Origin of the sequence: Pseudomonas sp. BS3782 TE3695 (genome assembly GCF_050435305.1) — a bacterium.
Classification (GTDB): Bacteria; Pseudomonadota; Gammaproteobacteria; order Pseudomonadales; family Pseudomonadaceae; genus Aquipseudomonas.
Genome location: NZ_JBNDKB010000001.1, coordinates 5390519 through 5406046 on the forward strand (window position 1 = coordinate 5390519; position 15528 = coordinate 5406046).

The 15528-nt window shown below is 59.9% G+C and carries 15 protein-coding genes; 8 read left to right on the plus strand and 7 right to left on the minus strand.

Going from position 1 to position 15528, the window contains the following annotated elements:
• Nucleotides 1-4: 4 nt before the first annotated feature.
• The 3 genes from ABH909_RS24325 to ABH909_RS24335 all read left to right on the plus strand — a co-directional run bounded on the left by ABH909_RS24325 (nt 5) and on the right by ABH909_RS24335 (nt 3000).
• Nucleotides 5-682: a response regulator transcription factor gene (locus ABH909_RS24325; protein ID WP_429437945.1), complete on the plus strand. Its 678-nt coding sequence runs from the start codon at nt 5-7 to the stop codon at nt 680-682.
• Between the two features lie 261 nt (nt 683-943).
• A complete protein-coding gene (locus ABH909_RS24330) occupies nt 944-1393 on the plus strand; it encodes a Spy/CpxP family protein refolding chaperone (protein ID WP_007895022.1) in 450 nt (149 codons plus the stop codon).
• A 266-nt stretch (nt 1394-1659) separates the two neighbouring features.
• On the plus strand, nt 1660-3000 hold the full coding sequence (locus ABH909_RS24335) for a sensor histidine kinase (protein ID WP_429437948.1): 1341 nt from the start codon (nt 1660-1662) through the stop codon (nt 2998-3000).
• 103 nt (nt 3001-3103) lie between these two features.
• Here ABH909_RS24335 and ABH909_RS24340 read toward each other — a convergent pair whose 3' ends face one another.
• Complete coding sequence (locus tag ABH909_RS24340; RefSeq protein WP_429437950.1) at nt 3104-3670, minus strand: NAD(P)H nitroreductase; 567 nt, start codon at nt 3668-3670, stop codon at nt 3104-3106.
• Nucleotides 3671-3792: 122 nt separating this feature from the next.
• Between ABH909_RS24340 and ABH909_RS24345 the strand changes: the two genes are divergently transcribed.
• Nucleotides 3793-5247 (plus strand): TrkH family potassium uptake protein, encoded by a 1455-nt coding sequence (locus tag ABH909_RS24345; RefSeq protein ID WP_429437952.1) that lies wholly within the window; start codon nt 3793-3795, stop codon nt 5245-5247.
• On the opposite strand, the gene ABH909_RS24350 is transcribed toward ABH909_RS24345, so the two are convergent.
• Complete coding sequence (locus ABH909_RS24350) at nt 5204-6265, minus strand: AraC family transcriptional regulator (protein WP_429437954.1); 1062 nt, start codon at nt 6263-6265, stop codon at nt 5204-5206. The genes ABH909_RS24345 and ABH909_RS24350 overlap by 44 nt on opposite strands.
• Nucleotides 6266-6424: 159 nt before the next feature.
• On the opposite strand from ABH909_RS24350, the gene ABH909_RS24355 reads away from it, so the two are divergent.
• Both ABH909_RS24355 and ABH909_RS24360 read left to right on the plus strand, forming a co-directional pair.
• Nucleotides 6425-6736 carry an Mpo1-like protein gene (locus tag ABH909_RS24355; protein ID WP_429437957.1) on the plus strand — a complete coding sequence of 104 codons (312 nt, stop codon included), beginning with the start codon at nt 6425-6427 and terminating at the stop codon, nt 6734-6736.
• A 98-nt stretch (nt 6737-6834) separates the two neighbouring features.
• Nucleotides 6835-7425 (plus strand): HD domain-containing protein, encoded by a 591-nt coding sequence (locus ABH909_RS24360; protein WP_429437959.1) that lies wholly within the window; start codon nt 6835-6837, stop codon nt 7423-7425.
• A 152-nt stretch (nt 7426-7577) separates the two neighbouring features.
• Here the strand turns inward: ABH909_RS24360 and ABH909_RS24365 are convergent, their stop codons facing one another.
• Entirely contained in the window at nt 7578-8393 is an 816-nt protein-coding gene (locus tag ABH909_RS24365) for a UDP-2,3-diacylglucosamine diphosphatase (RefSeq protein WP_429437962.1), read from the minus strand.
• A gap of 136 nt (nt 8394-8529) precedes the next feature.
• Here ABH909_RS24365 and ABH909_RS24370 point away from each other — a divergent pair, with 136 nt between their 5' ends.
• Together ABH909_RS24370 and ABH909_RS24375 are read left to right on the plus strand one after the other, a co-directional pair.
• Entirely contained in the window at nt 8530-9288 is a 759-nt protein-coding gene (locus tag ABH909_RS24370; RefSeq protein ID WP_429437964.1) for an AraC family transcriptional regulator, read from the plus strand.
• Nucleotides 9289-9463: 175 nt separating this feature from the next.
• A complete protein-coding gene (locus ABH909_RS24375) occupies nt 9464-10357 on the plus strand; it encodes a DMT family transporter (RefSeq protein WP_429437967.1) in 894 nt (297 codons plus the stop codon).
• On the opposite strand, the gene ABH909_RS24380 is transcribed toward ABH909_RS24375, so the two are convergent.
• The 4 genes from ABH909_RS24380 to recQ form a co-directional block, all read right to left on the minus strand.
• Nucleotides 10351-10638 (minus strand): SelT/SelW/SelH family protein, encoded by a 288-nt coding sequence (locus tag ABH909_RS24380; protein WP_429437970.1) that lies wholly within the window; start codon nt 10636-10638, stop codon nt 10351-10353. The genes ABH909_RS24375 and ABH909_RS24380 overlap by 7 nt on opposite strands.
• A 149-nt stretch (nt 10639-10787) precedes the next feature.
• Complete coding sequence (locus ABH909_RS24385; RefSeq protein ID WP_429437972.1) at nt 10788-12581, minus strand: FimV/HubP family polar landmark protein; 1794 nt, start codon at nt 12579-12581, stop codon at nt 10788-10790.
• Nucleotides 12582-12709: 128 nt separating this feature from the next.
• Nucleotides 12710-13144, minus strand: a complete 435-nt coding sequence (locus ABH909_RS24390; RefSeq protein WP_095634410.1) for a MarR family transcriptional regulator — start codon at nt 13142-13144, stop codon at nt 12710-12712.
• A gap of 121 nt (nt 13145-13265) precedes the next feature.
• A complete protein-coding gene (recQ, locus tag ABH909_RS24395; RefSeq protein ID WP_429437975.1) occupies nt 13266-15392 on the minus strand; it encodes a DNA helicase RecQ in 2127 nt (708 codons plus the stop codon).
• Nucleotides 15393-15528: the final 136 nt, after the last annotated feature.

The window sequence follows — 15528 nt, forward strand, 5'->3', positions numbered from 1 at the left end:
AGTCATGAGCGAGCTGTTATTAATTGATGATGATCAGGAGCTGTGTGAGCTCTTGAGTAGTTGGCTGAGCCAGGAAGGCTTTCAGGTCCGCGCCTGCCACGATGGTCAGAGCGCACGCCGTGCGTTGGCTGAAACGTCCCCGGCGGCCGTGGTGCTGGACGTGATGCTGCCGGACGGCAGTGGCCTGGAACTGCTCAAGCAACTGCGCAACGACCATCCGGAACTGCCAGTGCTGATGCTGTCGGCCCGTGGCGAGCCGCTGGACCGCATTCTCGGCCTGGAACTCGGTGCCGATGATTACCTGGCCAAGCCGTGCGACCCGCGGGAACTGACAGCCCGCCTGCGCGCAGTGTTGCGCCGTAGTCATCCGACGGCAGTTTCCAGCCAGCTCGAATTGGGTGACTTGTGCTTCAGCCCGGTGCGTGGCGTGGTCAGCATCGATGAACAGGAATTCACCCTCACCGTCTCCGAAAGCCGTCTGCTCGAAGCCCTGCTCAAGCAACCCGGCGAACCGCTGGATAAACAGGAACTGGCACAAATCGCCCTCGGTCGCAAACTGACCCTGTACGACCGCAGCCTGGACATGCACGTGAGCAACCTGCGCAAAAAAATCGGCCCACACCCCGACGGCCGCCCGCGCATCGTGGCCCTGCGCAGTCGCGGTTACTACTACAACCTCTGAATCCAGGCACGACTTGCGATCCCCTGTAGGAGCTGACGAAGGCTGCGATCTTTTGATCTTGATCTTGGCCGGTAAAAAGCAAAATCAAAAGATCGCAGCCTTCGGCAGCTCCTACGCCGCACCGTGGTGCATCGTGGAATTGTCAGGAAGATAGAAAATCATCTTTACCCAAGCTTTACGCTCCGCTGACCGCCGCTGACCTTGATCTGCGTAATCTGCACACATCCGGAACGTACCGGGAACGAGACAAGGAGATACACCATGCGCAAGACTCTTATCGCTCTGATGTTTGCTGCCGCCCTGCCGACCGTTGCCATGGCCATGCCTGAAGGCGCAGGTCCCATGGGTGACCACATGGACGGCTCACGCCACGGCGGTCAGATGCACGGCATGCACGGTAAAGGCCCTTACAGCCAACTGGACCTGAGCCGCGAACAGCGCGAGCAAATCCGTAAGATCATGGGCGAGCAGATGCATGAGCGTCAGCAATTGGTCGACAAATACCTGGAAAAACTCTCGCCAGCCGATCAGAAAGCCCTGAAAGACGAGATGGCGGCCAGGCACAAGAAAGCCGAAGCCGACGTTCGTGCACTGCTGAAACCGGATCAACAGAAGCAATTCGACGAGATCCAGAAGAAAAAGGCTGAGCGTCGCGCCGAATGGGCCGAGTTCAAGGCCTGGAAAGCGCAGCAAGCGCAAAAAGCGCAATAATGCGCTGACCCCGGACCCGACGGCTAACGCCGTTGGGTCTGTTGCCTCTCAGTCTAATGTGGGAGCGGGCTTGTGTGGCGAGGGGGCTTGTCGGACCGCCGTATCGCCCCGTTGGGTCGCGAAGCGGCCCCGACATTTCAAAGTTAAACCGCAGGTAATGGTTTACGACTGCTTCGCAGCCGAACGGGGGCAAGCCCCCTCGCCACACGGGCCCCCTCATCACAGGGTCCGCTCTCACATGGATTTGCGCTAGTTGAGGATTTTCTGTGCGCTCATTGTTCTGGCGTATCCTGGCCAGCTTCTGGCTGGCCATCGCTCTGGTTGCAGGGCTTTCCATCCTGCTCGGGCACATGCTCAACCAGGACGCGTGGATTCTCAGTCGCCACCCAGGCCTCAACACCTTGGCCGAACAGTGGACGCAAACCTACGAAAGCCAGGGAGAAGAAGCCGCCCAGGACATTCTGGAACAGCGCAAGCGTCAGTATCACATCAACGTTCAAGTGCTCAACGAGGCAGGTGACCCGGTGGTACGCGGTACCTTTCCACCGCGGGCGGCGGCCTTCGAAGCACGGCAGAACAACAATGATCGACGCCTGCCATGGCGGCGTCTGACCGATGAATACACCAGCGCCAAGACAGGCGACACCTATCTGCTGATCTATCGCGTTCCGCACCCGGAACTGGACGCCTGGCATCGCGAAAGCCTGCTCTGGCCATTGAGTGCATTGGGCATCGCGCTGGTGGTGCTGACTCTGTTCAGCTTGCTGGTGACCTTTTCCATCACGCGCCCCCTGAGCCGTTTACGAAGCGCCGTGCATGATCTGGGGCAGACCACGTATCAACAGAACAGCCTGGCGCAACTGGCCAACCGCCGGGATGAATTTGGCGTGCTGGCCAACGACTTCAATCGCATGGGCGCACGCCTGCAAAGCCTGATCGGCAGCCAGCGGCAATTATTGCGGGACGTGTCTCACGAATTACGTTCACCCTTGGCCCGATTGCGCATTGCCTTGGCATTGGCCGAGCGGGCCAATCCTGAGGAACGGGGAAAACTCTGGCCACGCCTGACCCGTGAATGCGATCGACTGGAAGCGTTGATCAGCGAAATTCTGGTACTGGCGCGCGTCGATGCCGATAACGCCAGTGCTGAAGAGGTCGATCTCAATGCGCTGCTCACTACCCTGCAAAAGGACGCTCAGTTGGGTTCGCCCGAGCAGAACGTGCGCCTTGAAGTCGAGCCGCAACTGAACCTCAAAGGCTGGCCGACCATGATCGAGCGCGCCGTGGACAACCTGCTGCGCAATGCCCAGCGTTTTAACCCGGTCGGGCAACCGATCGAAATGCAGGCGTCTCGCCAGGGCGACAGGATTGTGGTCAGCGTGCGCGATCATGGCCCCGGTGTAGAGAGCGCGCATTTGAATCAACTGGCTGAACCGTTCTATCGGGCACCGGGGCAGACCACGGCCGGGCATGGCCTCGGGCTGGCCATTGCGCGTCGTGCGGCGGAGCGTCATGGCGGCAGTCTTGTGCTGGCCAATCACCCGGAAGGCGGGTTTGTTGCCAGCCTGGAATTGCCGTTGGTGCCGGGGGCGGTGGTGCAACCTTAAATTCGGTGGTGATGCAAAAAGATCGCAGCCTCGTTTCACTCGACAGCTCCTACCTATCCCTGTAGGAGCTGTCGAGTGAAACGAGGCTGCGATCTTTTGATCTTCAGACCTTACCGGACCAAGCGCTGACAAACTCGGCCAGATCGACCTTCTCCGCCACCCGTGGCTCTTTCTGCGGCGTGCCCAGGTAAAGAAACGCAATCACCTGTTCCCCTTCCGCCAATCCCAAACCTTTGGCCACATGCGCCGAATAAGCCAGCTCACCGGTGCGCCACACCGCGCCAATGCCTTGCGCATAAGCGGCCAGCAAAATCCCGTGAGCGGCACAGCCAGCTGCCAGTAATTGCTCGGACTTCGGCACTTTGGCGTGTTCCTGCAATCGCGCAATCACCACAACCACCAGCGGCGCACGCAGCGGGCCATTGCGCGCCTTGTCCAGCAAGGCTTCGGACACATCACTGTTTTGCAGTTTCGCCGCCTCGGCCAGCAACTCGCCCATCTGCTCGCGCGCCGCGCCTTCGACTGTCAGGAAGCGCCAAGGCTGCAAGTGGCCATGGTCTGGCGCGCGCATCGCGGCGGCAAACAGCACTTCGCGCTGCTCGGCAGTGGGTGCCGGATCGAGCAGTCGTGGGACGGAAACACGGTTGAGCAAAGCGTCGAGAGCCTGCATCGGCCACCTCCTGTAGAAAATGTTTGGCTATTCTAGCGTCAACTGTCGCGACGGCGTCGGTTTACATGCCCTGCCCCGCAGGTAGAATGGCGCCCTTCCTACTATCAGCCCGAGCGGACTTCATGGCGTTGCCGACCTTACGGATCATTGGTTTCATCATCGGCATCTTCCTGATCACGCTGGCCATCGCCATGGTCGTGCCCATGGCCACGCTGGTGATCTTCGAGCGCACCAGCGATCTGCCGTCGTTCCTCTGGGCGAGCATGATCACCTTTGTCGCCGGCCTGGCCTTAGTGATACCCGGGCGCCCCGAGCACATCCATCTGCGTCCGCGAGACATGTACCTGCTGACCGTCAGTAGCTGGCTGGTGGTGTGCATCTTCGCCGCCCTGCCATTCCTGTTGACCCAGAACATCAGCTACACCGACTCGTTCTTCGAAAGCATGTCCGGCATCACCGCCACCGGAGCGACAGTGCTCAACGGCCTGGACACCATGTCCCCCGGCATCCTGATGTGGCGCTCATTGCTGCACTGGATCGGTGGCATCGGCTTTATCGGCATGGCGGTAGCGATTCTGCCCCTGCTGCGCATCGGTGGCATGCGGCTGTTTCAGACCGAGTCGTCGGACCGTTCCGAAAAGGTCATGCCCCGTTCACACATGGTGGCGCGTTTGATCGTTGCGGCCTACGTAGGCATCACCATTTTCGGCAGCCTGGCCTTCTGGTGGGCCGGGATGAACCTGTTCGATGCCATCAACCATGCGATGTCAGCGATTTCCACCGGCGGCTTCTCCACCTCCGACAAGTCTTTGGCCAAGTGGCCGGAGCCTGCGGTGCATTGGGTCGCCGTCGTCATCATGATTCTCGGTGCCCTGCCGTTCACCCTTTATGTCTCCACGTTACGTGGTAACCGTCGGGCACTGATCAAGGATGAACAGGTTCAAGGCCTGCTCGGTATGTTGCTGGTGACCTGGTTGGTACTCGGCACCTGGTACTGGTGGACCACCCAGCTGCATTGGCTGGAAGCCTTACGGCATGTGGCGCTGAACGTGACGTCGGTAGTGACCACCACCGGTTTCGCATTGGGGGACTACAGCCTCTGGGGCAATTTCTCACTGATGCTGTTCTTTTATCTGGGGTTTGTTGGCGGCTGCTCGGGTTCGACCGCTGGCGGGATCAAGATTTTCCGCTTCCAGGTTGCCTACATTCTGCTCAAGGCCAACCTTAACCAGTTGATTCACCCGCGCGCGGTGATCAAGCAGAAATACAACGGCCACCGTCTCGACGAAGAGATCGTGCGCTCGATCCTGACCTTTTCGTTCTTCTTCGCCATCACCATTTGTGTCATCGCACTGCTGCTGTCGCTACTGGGCGTGGACTGGATGACCGCATTGACCGGCGCGGCCGCCACGGTGTCTGGCGTAGGCCCGGGGCTTGGCGAAACGATTGGCCCGGCGGGTAACTTCGCCAGCCTGCCAGATGCCGCGAAGTGGATTCTCTCGTTTGGCATGCTGCTGGGCCGGCTGGAGATCATTACGGTGTTTGTCCTGTGTATCCCGGCGTTCTGGCGTCACTGATCGGCATGGGCGCTTCCATCAGCCGCGTCCGGTATTCGCCGGGCGTGGAATCGAACCAGCGTCGGAAGGCGCGGAAGAAGTTGCTCGGATCGGCAAATCCCAGCAGGTAAGCAATTTCCAGCAGGGTCATGTTCGGTTGCGCCAGGTATTGCTCGGCCAGTTCACGTCGGGTGTCATCCAGCAACGTCTGAAAACTCGTGCCTTCTTCCTGCAGGCGACGCTGCAAGGTGCGTTGCGACAAGTGCAGCGTCTGGGCCACTGCATCACGCTTGGGTTCGCCCTGGGGCAAAAGACGGCATAACACTTGCCGCGCCTTGTGGGTCACGCGGCTCTCGGAAAACCGCGCCAGGTACTCGCCGGCAAACCGGTCGTGCAGCCGCGCCATGGCCTCGTTGGCAGTGGGCAGCGGTGCCTCCATGTCAGCGCGCTCGAAAATCAAGGCGTCATAGGGCGCGTTGAACATCAACGGGGCGTGGAAAGCTTGTTTATAGGGTTCAAGATCAACGGGGTTATCGCCTTGCAGCAAGACTTTGCGCGGCTGGAGTGTACGGCCGGTCAGCCAGCCGCAAAGTGCCAGGGCGCAGGCCATTGATGCTTCGGCACTCTGTCGGGTCGGCGGCAAGTGGTCGCCATGCACTGTCAGAATCAGCGCATAACCCTCATCCAGCAATCGGAAACTCAAGTCGGCACTTTCGGCGATGATGCGCTGATAACGCACCAGACGTTGAAAGCCTTCGGCCAGGGTCTGGCTGGACATCAAGGCATAACCGGCGACATGGAAGGACGCCGGTCGCACCACCTTGCCCATGTTCAGGCCGATCGCCGGGTTGCCGGACAGCTCGACCGCGCGCTGCCAAAGCCGCGTCATGGAATCTTGCGGGAAGCGCGCATCCGGGTCATCCAGTGCCGCATAGTCGAGCCCTAACTGCTTGAACAGAACCCGGCAATCCAGGCCGTCCATTTCCAGTGCTTTGACAATCCCCATCGCCCAGCTTGCAGAAGTCGTTCGTTCGCTCATGGCGGTTTACTACGTGATGGCCGCATGCCACGACCCAATACCCAAGGATACTAAAGTGGCGCCTATTGTCACTGGCTGATACCAATGATCACTCTAGACTTAAATAAGCTATCCGCAGAACAACTTGTCGCGTGCGCAGCTACCACAGAGATTGCAGTCGTGGAAAACATCAAGCGTTTCAATAGCTTCGCTGAGTTTTACCCGTATTACCTCAGCGAACATCGCAACAGCACCTGTCGACGATTGCACTTTGTCGGCACCTCTGTGGTTATTTTCATTCTGGCTCTGACCATCGGCAACGGCGCATGGTGGATGTTGCTGGCCCTGCCGCTGGCCGGTTATAGCTTCGCCTGGGTCGGGCATTTCTTCTTCGAGAAGAATCGCCCAGCCACCTTCCAGCATCCTCTTTACAGCCTGCTCGGCGATTTCGTCATGTACCGCGACATGATTCTGGGTCGCGTGCCGTTCTAGGCTCCCTGAGTTACAAAAGCGTCTTGTGTAGCCAATGCAGCGTTGGATCCAAGCCCTACACTCAACACATCCCTTCGATCCGAACAAGAGGATAGCCGATGAATGCCCACGCCCGTTTTACCCATATGCAGGACGGCACGCAGGAAGACTGGGCGATCATCGCCGCAGATTTCAGCGCCTATGCCCGGCAATTGCCCAAACGGATCGTGGCGCACCTGAAGTTACTGGAGGGGGATTTCGGCGGTTTCCCGGTGGATCGTCTGACCCACTCCCTGCAAACCGCCAGCCGTGCCTGGCGCGATGGTCGCGACGAAGAATATGTGGTCTGCGCCCTGCTCCATGACATCGGCGACACGCTGGGTTCCTACAATCATCCGGACATCGCCGCGGCGATCCTCAAGCCGTTCGTCAGCGCCGAGAACCTGTGGATGGTGGAGAAGCACGGGATTTTCCAGGGTTATTACTTCTTCCATCACTTGGGCATGGATCGGCATTTGCGCGAGCAATTCAGTGGTCATCCGCAGTATCAGGCGACCATCGAGTTTTGTGCCCGATATGATGCGGCGGCGTTTGATCCAGCGTACGACACACTGCCGCTGAGTTTCTTCGAACCGATGCTCGAGCGGCTATTTGCGCAGCCGAAGAATTCAATTTACAAGGCAGCGATGGAAGAACACGCGCCGGCCTGAAGAATGTCGGGGACCGCTACGCGGTCCATTCGCGAGCAAGCCCGCTCCCACATTGGATTTTCTGTGAGCACAACATTTGTGGACCACGGCAGATCCAATGTGTGTGGGCTTGCTCGCGAAGAGGCCCGTCCAGGCACTCTATTTCTCGCAAGTTACGCCGGCTCTGTGACTTTAATTGCCTTCAACTCGGCCTCCCGCGCTTGGGCATCGGCCAATCGATATAGCTCGATCGAGCCATCCCAATGCTCGATCAGTGCCGTGCATGACTCCACCCAATCCCCGCAATTGAGGTAATCCACCCCGCCAACCTTGCGAATCTCGGCATGGTGAATGTGTCCGCACACCACGCCGTGCAACTCGCGTTTAACGCATTCGTGGGCGATGGCTTCTTCAAAATCGCTGATGAAGCTGACGGCGGTCTTGACCTTGTGCTTGAGGTACGCCGACAGCGACCAGTAGCCATAGCCATAACGGGCACGCCAATGATTGAGCCAGCGGTTGAGTGTCAGGGTGAATTCGTAGGCCGAATCGCCGAGGAACGCCAGCCAGCGGTGGTAGCGGGTGATCACGTCGAACTGGTCGCCGTGAATCACCAACAGATGACGACCATCGGCGGTCACGTGCACGGCTTCGTCCACTAACTGGATGTTGCCCAAAATCAGCTTCGAATAACGGCGCAGGAATTCGTCATGGTTGCCGGTGACGTAGATCACTTCCGTGCCGCGCTTGCTCATGGTCAGCAGGCGACGAATCACATTGGTGTGCGCCTGGGGCCAATACATGCCGCTGCGCAGTTTCCAGCCATCGATGATGTCGCCGACCAGATAGACCTTGTCCGCATGGTAGCCCTTGAGAAATTGCGACAGGTGTTCGGCCTGGCAGTCCCGGGTGCCCAAATGCACATCGGAAATCCACAAGGTCCGCACACGTTGCTTACGGCTGGGTTTGGCGAGCTCGGCGCTGGTCATGGGCAACCCTCAGGACAAGTTTTGGCAAGCTTGCGCCGGTCGGGTGAATTGCCCATGACAATCGCAAGTCAGTCCTGTGACAGCGCGAGTCGGAACGCACCCGGTGTAGACTGGCGACCAGCACAGGAGACCTGCGATGAGACCGATCCTCACGCTACGCCAGTACACCCATGACCTGATCGTCCACAGCCACGACCACGCGCAACTGGTGTTCGGGCTGTCGGGCGCGCTGGACTTCGAGGTCGAAGGGCATGGTAGTCAGGTGGTGCAGCAGAGTTTCGTGGTGGTGCCGTCGGGCGCGCATCATGCCTGCGACAGCGCCCGTGGCAGTCGTTGCCTGGTGCTGGATGTGCCGAGCGAGCAGTGGGTTTCGCAGTCCCTTGGCGATCACGCCGAAGCCAGCCGCCGCTTGCTCGGCAGTGCCGGGCGCCTGTCGCTGGACGCCGGGCAAAGCCAGCTGGTGAGTTGGCTGGCGGGCAGTCAGATCAGTGATCCGCTGATTGCGCAGCAAGGCGCGGTGTTGTTGCTGGCCAGCCTGAACAATGCCAAACCCGACAGTGTGGGCGGTCGGCGCCTGCCCTATTCGGCGTTGAATGCGCACATCGATCAATACGCGGCCTATCCACTGCAAGTCGCCGATCTGGCGCGCATTGCCGGCCTGTCCAGCGCCCGCTTGCATGCGCGGTTCGTGGCGGAATGCGGACAAACGCCGATGGACTACATCCGCAGTCGTCGGCTGCACATTGCCGTGCACCTGTTGCGCGATTCGGCGCTGCCCATTGGCGAGATTGCCTGTCGGGTCGGTTACAGCTCGCAGAGTGCATTCGCCGCAGCAGTGCTGCGCGAGTTCGGAGCGTCGCCCGGTCAATTACGCCGCGAGGCTGGCGACAAATGACGCGAGTCTGGCGACAGACATAACCGGCCCGGCACGATTTAATGTAGGAGCTGCCGAAGCCTGCGATCTTTTGATCTTGTTTTTGGAGATCAAGATCAAAAGATCGCAGCCTTCGGCAGCTCCTACAGGGGCCGATGGTTGTCGGCCGGATTCGATTCGTTTATCAAGGATTGCAATGACTCCCCGTACCGCCCTAGGCGCTCTGCATATCGGTGCACTGATGTTTGGCCTGACCGGCGTATTCGGCAAACTCGCCGCCGCTTCGCCGGCCATCATCGTGTTCGGCCGTGCCGCGTTTGCTGTCCTCGCCCTGGCGTTTTTTGCACGGTTCGCCAGCGGTACCCGTTGGCAGAAACTCGACGCCGTGGACCTGCGGCGCCTGCTGCTCAGTGGCTTGCTGCTGACCGGGCACTGGGTGAGTTTTTTCATCTCGGTGAAGGTCGCCGGGGTGGCAATCGCGACCCTGGGGTTTGCCAGCTTCCCGGCGTTTACCGTGATCCTCGAAGGGCTGATTTTCCGCGAGCGCATCCGCGCCAATGAAATCCTCTTGGTGGTACTGGTCAGCATCGGATTGGTGCTGGTCACGCCGGATTTCGATCTGGCCAGCGGCGCCACCACCGGCCTGTTGTGGGCGGTGGCTTCCGGCTTGTTGTTCGCCCTGCTGTCCCTGACCAACCGCGCCAGTTCGGGACGCATTGCGCCGGTGCAGGCGGCTCTGTGTCAGAACGTGGTGGTTGCGATCTGCCTGCTGCCGGTGGCGGCGCCCCAGTTGAGCGAAGTGCGAGCCATCGACTGGCTGTGGATCGGCCTGCTCGGGGTGTTCTGTACCGGCGTTGCCCACAGCTTGTTCGTCGCCAGCCTGGCGGTGATCAAAGCCCGGACCGCGTCAGTGGTGTTCGCCTTGGAGCCGGTTTACGGCATCACCCTGGCCTGGTTGTTGTTCGATGAAAACCCGACCCTGCGCATGCTGATCGGCGGCGCGCTGATCATCGTTGCCATCGTGGTTTCCAGCCGATTGTCCGGCAGTTCAAGCAAGAGCGCGGTGGCGGCGCAAGCCCCGTCTCACTGAGTGCGGTCGTTGTGGCCCAGGTCGCGGTACGGATCGATCTGATCGCGGACCCGCTGCTTGAGCACCTTGGCCTCGGGAAAACCACCGTCGGCCTTGCGCTCCCAGAGCTGTACATCGTCACAGAAAATGTGAAAAACCCCGCCGGTGCCGGGCACCAGAGACACTTTGCCCAGGTCGTCGCCGAAGGTACTTAGCAGTTCCTGGGCCAGCCAGGCAGCGCGTAACAGCCATTGGCATTGCGTGCAATAGGTGATGACGATTTCCGGTTTGTGTGCGGTCATGATTGATAAAACTCCTGGGCCTGGGGCGTCGCCATGATAAACCGCATAACCGAAAAGATCGCAGCCTCGTTGCACTCGACAGCTCCTACAGGGATATGTGTCCATCTGTAGGAGCTGTCGAGTGCAACGAGGCTGCGATCTTTTGATCTTCAGCGAATACCGGCCAACAGCGTCCGGGCCGTTTCCTTGAGCGGTTCGTCTCCTTCCTTGAGCAGCTCGTTAAGCAGTTCGATGGCGCTGTCCAGATCGCCGTCGTCGATGCAGGTCTGGGCCTGTTCGAGTTTGCCCGCGTTGCTCGGCACGGCCGGTTCCAGATCCATCAATTCAGCACTCAGCGGCTCAAGCTCCAGCGGCTGACCGGGGTCGCTGAACTCGTTGAGAAAGGTCTCGTCCAGCGATTGAGCGTCTGGTTCGGCGATCCATTCAAGCTCGGGCTCGTCCAGCGTCGGCTCCTCGGGCATTTCGAAAACATCGGGTAGCACGTGCAGGTTCGAGGTGAACCCGGGCTCGTCTGCTTGCGCTGGCTCATTCGACAGCTTGGCGCTGGAGTTCTCGAAGGGGCTGATCAGGTCCCAGTTCGAATCCATCGACAGGTCATCGAGGTTCAACTGGAACTCATCGCTCGGTGCCGCTTCAGGGATTGGCGTGGGAGGAACCACTGTCACGGCGGCGATCACCGGTGCGGCGCTGATCAGTTTCGGATGGCGGGCGCGGATGTCCTGAAGTTGTTGTGCATCGAACCCGGCCTCTCGCAGGCTGCTTTCCTGCGCATCATAAGCTTGAACGTCGCCTTGTTTACCGAGGACTTCCAACAGTTGCACGGCCAGATCGGTGCGCTGGGGTTCCCTGACCAACGCGTCTCGCAACAAACCGGCCGCCTCGGACAAACGGCCATACGCCAGATAAATACCCACCCCTTCCAGCACGTCGCCTGCCGGAGGCTCTTCGGTCGATCCGGCTAGCGGTTGCAGCCGGGACGCTGGCCTGATCGGCTCTTCCGTGTGGTGGGGCTCCGGCTCATGACGCAACGGCTGCACAGGTAACGGCTCGGCCTGGACCTGAGCCTGCTGTCGTTGACGACGAATGAAGACGGCGAGCGATAGCAACGCCACCAGTGCCAGCAACCCGATAATCAGCAGCCACGGGGTCGGTTCAGATTCCTCTCCTACAACGGGCACCGGTACCGTCACCTGCGGCACAACCGGCTCTACCGGCGCCTGTTTGACTTCCGCCAATTGGGTTTGCAGCTCGATCACCTGCTTTTTCTGCCCGGCGATCTGCTCGTCCTGAGCCTGAAGCCTGGCATTGAGTTCATCGATGTTTTTTTGCAGTTGCTGGTTCTGCAAAACGCTGGCGGCCAATTGTTCGGCAACAGCATCATTCCCAGGCACGGCGGCTGGTTTATCGACATCAGGCTTGGGCGTCGCCGCCTTCGCAGCAGGTGGAGGGGCTACAGCCGGTTCGACGGAAGGAAACGCGGAGGACTGAGGGCGCGGCGCAGGGTCGTCGTTGACGGGAACAATGCCCGGTGACCCCGGCGGATCGATCAGCACGGTGTATTCGCGCAGCAACCGCCCATTGGGCTGATTGACCTGCACCAGAAAATTCAGGAAAGGTTCATTGACCGGTTTGCTGGAGGTTACCCGGATCAGGCTGCGATTGCCCCGCAGGATCGGTGTGAACTTCAGGTCGTTGAGGAAAAACACCCGCTCGACGCCAGCGCGGCTGAACTCGTCCGCCGTCGCCAGGCTGACCGATAGCTCGCCCTCCGCCAGGCCGCCAGCGTCCACCAAAGCAATGTCGGCATTGAACGGCTGATTCAACGCCGAATGCTGGGTGATCTCACCCAACCCGAGCGCAGGGGCCAATGCCGAGTAAGTGACAGCACCACCGACCAGCAGCAGCCTGCAACACCGCAATACAACGTGCCAACTCTCGAGCATGAGCATCCCTTAGATAACCTGAACCAACCTGTACGTATTCGCACATCCGGTACGAACACGATATCGACTAGTAGTTCTTTATAGTCTGCCCAACGGGGTATCTCAAAAGTCCGGCGCGTGGTTATGCCTCAAGATTTTTCCAGGTTACCCAGGATGTGCCCGTGGACCCGCATGCAGACTTTCAAATCCGCCTCATCGACGCCTGCGAACAGTTCGTGGCGCAATTGAGTGGCAATGGTTTCAATTTGTTCGATCAAGGGCCGGGCCGGGGCGCAGAGGACGATTTTTTTTGCCCGACGATCTTCCAGCACGGATTGGCGTTGCACCAGGCCCTGGCTTTCCAGGCTGTCGAGCAGTCGGGCCAGTGTAGGCCCCTCAACGCCGACGCTTTGCGCCAGTTCGCGTTGGGTGGGGGCAGTCTCGAAACGTGCCAAATGCAGCAGCACCAGCCAGCGTGCCTGGGACAGACCCAGGCCAGCCAATCGGCGGTCCAGTTCGGCACGCCAGCCCCGAGACATCTGGGCCAATTGCATGCCAAAGCGGTGTTGATCGGTTAACGGCATAAAACACTCATGGTTAGACTGAAAATAGAGAAAAACTAATTATTAGTCAGCTAAGCATGACCCTTGGCTATAGGCAAGGCTTGCTCCTGTACTGAATCGTTACATCTGTGCCGCAGGTCATTCAGACTTCGAATTCCGACTGCAAGGCGGCACGAACGCAATACAAAACGCCTTCCGGAACCCTGCCCGCGAACAGCGCGGCAATCTCTGACACCGGTGGTAACTCGCCCTCGCCGTCGAGGAAAGCGTCCTGAACTTCGCCCATCAACTCTTCAGGCAGGTCCAGCGCCTGCTCCAGTGACAGCTGCTGCTTGCCTATGGCCTCGGCAAGCATTGTGTAAACGTTCTTTTCCGAGCATTGCAGCTGACCGGCGATCTGCAGCGGTGTCATGCCGGCCCGAGCCAGCGTGATCAGCTCGTGGCGCACATCGGCCACCACTTTCGGTGCCTCGACCTGACCGCCGAGCACTTCGAGGAAGGCTTCGCCGTAACGTTCCAGTTTGCGCGCGCCGACACCGCTGACCGTGGCCATTTGCGCCAGCGAAGTTGGCTGGCTGCGGAGCATTTCCAGCAGCGTCGAGTCGGGGAAGATGACGTACGGCGGCACGCCATGCTCTTCGGCCAGTTTGCGGCGCAGTGCACGCAAGGCTTCCCACTGTTCGCGTTCTTCACCTCGAACCAGTTGGCTGGCCTGGCTCTTGCTGCTTTTGGCGGTGGTTTGCGGCTTGAGGTCGCGGCGCAGTTCCAGGGTCACTTCGCCCTTGAGCAATGGCCGGCAGGTATCGCTCAGGCGCAGGCCGCCGTAGCCTTCGAGGTCGATGTCCGCCAGACCACGGGCAACAAGTTGTCGGAACAAGGAGCGCCATTCGCTCTCGCCCATCGCTTTGCCTACGCCGTATACCGACAAATGCTGATGGCCAAAGCTGCGAACCTTTTCGTTGTCCTTGCCCAGCAGTACGTCAACCAGATGACCGACGCCATAACGCTGACCGGTACGGTAGATCGCCGACAGCGCCTGACGGGCCGGCTCGGTGGCGTCCCAGGTTTGCACGCCGTCGACGCAGTTGTCGCAGTGGCCGCAGGGCTCGGGCATGTCTTCGTCGAAGTACGCGAGCAGGGTCTGGCGGCGGCAGCGGGTTTCTTCACAAAGCGAGAGCATGGCGTCGAGCTTGTGCTGCTCCAGACGCTTGTGGCGCTCGTCGCCTTCGGAGTTTTGCAGCATCTGCTTGAGCATCACCACGTCTTGCAGGCCGTACGCCATCCAGGCATCCGCCGGCAGGCCATCACGACCGCCGCGACCGGTTTCCTGGTAATAAGCCTCAAGGGACTTTGGCAAATCCAGGTGCGCGACAAAACGCACGTTGGGCTTGTCGATGCCCATGCCGAACGCCACGGTGGCGACCATGATCAGGCCTTCCTCATTGAGAAAGCGCTTTTGGTGGTGGGCCCGCGTGTCGTTGGGCAGGCCAGCGTGGTAGGGCAGCGCCGGGAATCCTTGCTCACTGAGAAACACCGCCACTTCGTCGACCTTTTTACGGGACAGGCAGTAAACAATACCGGCATCGCTGCGCCGCTCGGCGAGGAATGCCAGCAACTGCTTGCGCGGCTGTTCCTTGGGCACGATGCGATAGAAAATATTGGGCCGGTCGAAACTCGATAGAAAGCGCTCGGCATCCTGCAAATGCAGGCGATCGACGATTTCTTCGCGGGTACGCTTGTCGGCGGTAGCGGTCAGGGCAATGCGCGGAACATTCGGGAACAATTCCGCCAATTGCCCCAGTTGCAGGTATTCCCGACGGAAATCGTGGCCCCATTGGGACACGCAATGCGCTTCGTCGATGGCGAACAGGGCGATTTCGAGGCTTTGCAGGAAGGCCAGCATGCGCGGCTGAACCAGGCGCTCGGGCGCCAGATAGAGCATTTTCACCTCGCCGCGCTTGATCCGCGCCGCCAGATCACGCTGTTGCTCAGCGCTCAGCGTGGAGTTCAACGCCGCCGCGGCGACGCCCAGCTCTTCGAGAGTCGCGACCTGATCGTCCATCAGCGCGATCAGCGGCGACACCACCACCGCCAGGCCTTCGCGCAGCAGCGCAGGGACCTGAAAGCACAAGGACTTGCCGCCCCCGGTAGGCATCAGCACCAGGGCATCGCCGCCACTGGCCACGCGCTCAATGATTGCACCCTGACGGCCACGGAAACTGTCGTAGCCGAAGATGTCCTTGAGGACGCGTTGAGCCTGTTCGAGCATAAAAACTCCAAAAATCACCGAAACATCCCTGCAAGGCTGGTTCAGAACCACGAAAGCTGCACTGACAAATCGTAAGTGCGCATTGCATGACGCTGCATATCTCAGCCGTGACGCCAGCAGGGCATCACAAAACGCG

What these genes read in the sequence shown, in the direction of transcription:
- ABH909_RS24350 (WP_429437954.1), bottom strand. Translation starts at nt 6,265, where the DNA reads ATGAGCGAACGAACGACTTCTGCAAGCTGGGCGATGGGGATTGTCAAA.
- ABH909_RS24325 (WP_429437945.1), top strand. Translation starts at nt 5, where the DNA reads ATGAGCGAGCTGTTATTAATTGATGATGATCAGGAGCTGTGTGAGCTC.
- ABH909_RS24345 (WP_429437952.1), top strand. Translation starts at nt 3,793, where the DNA reads ATGGCGTTGCCGACCTTACGGATCATTGGTTTCATCATCGGCATCTTC.
- ABH909_RS24365 (WP_429437962.1), bottom strand. Translation starts at nt 8,393, where the DNA reads ATGACCAGCGCCGAGCTCGCCAAACCCAGCCGTAAGCAACGTGTGCGG.
- ABH909_RS24360 (WP_429437959.1), top strand. Translation starts at nt 6,835, where the DNA reads ATGAATGCCCACGCCCGTTTTACCCATATGCAGGACGGCACGCAGGAA.
- ABH909_RS24385 (WP_429437972.1), bottom strand. Translation starts at nt 12,581, where the DNA reads ATGCTCGAGAGTTGGCACGTTGTATTGCGGTGTTGCAGGCTGCTGCTG.
- ABH909_RS24375 (WP_429437967.1), top strand. Translation starts at nt 9,464, where the DNA reads ATGACTCCCCGTACCGCCCTAGGCGCTCTGCATATCGGTGCACTGATG.
- ABH909_RS24340 (WP_429437950.1), bottom strand. Translation starts at nt 3,670, where the DNA reads ATGCAGGCTCTCGACGCTTTGCTCAACCGTGTTTCCGTCCCACGACTG.
- ABH909_RS24390 (WP_095634410.1), bottom strand. Translation starts at nt 13,144, where the DNA reads ATGCCGTTAACCGATCAACACCGCTTTGGCATGCAATTGGCCCAGATG.
- ABH909_RS24370 (WP_429437964.1), top strand. Translation starts at nt 8,530, where the DNA reads ATGAGACCGATCCTCACGCTACGCCAGTACACCCATGACCTGATCGTC.
- ABH909_RS24330 (WP_007895022.1), top strand. Translation starts at nt 944, where the DNA reads ATGCGCAAGACTCTTATCGCTCTGATGTTTGCTGCCGCCCTGCCGACC.
- ABH909_RS24380 (WP_429437970.1), bottom strand. Translation starts at nt 10,638, where the DNA reads ATGACCGCACACAAACCGGAAATCGTCATCACCTATTGCACGCAATGC.
- recQ (WP_429437975.1), bottom strand. Translation starts at nt 15,392, where the DNA reads ATGCTCGAACAGGCTCAACGCGTCCTCAAGGACATCTTCGGCTACGAC.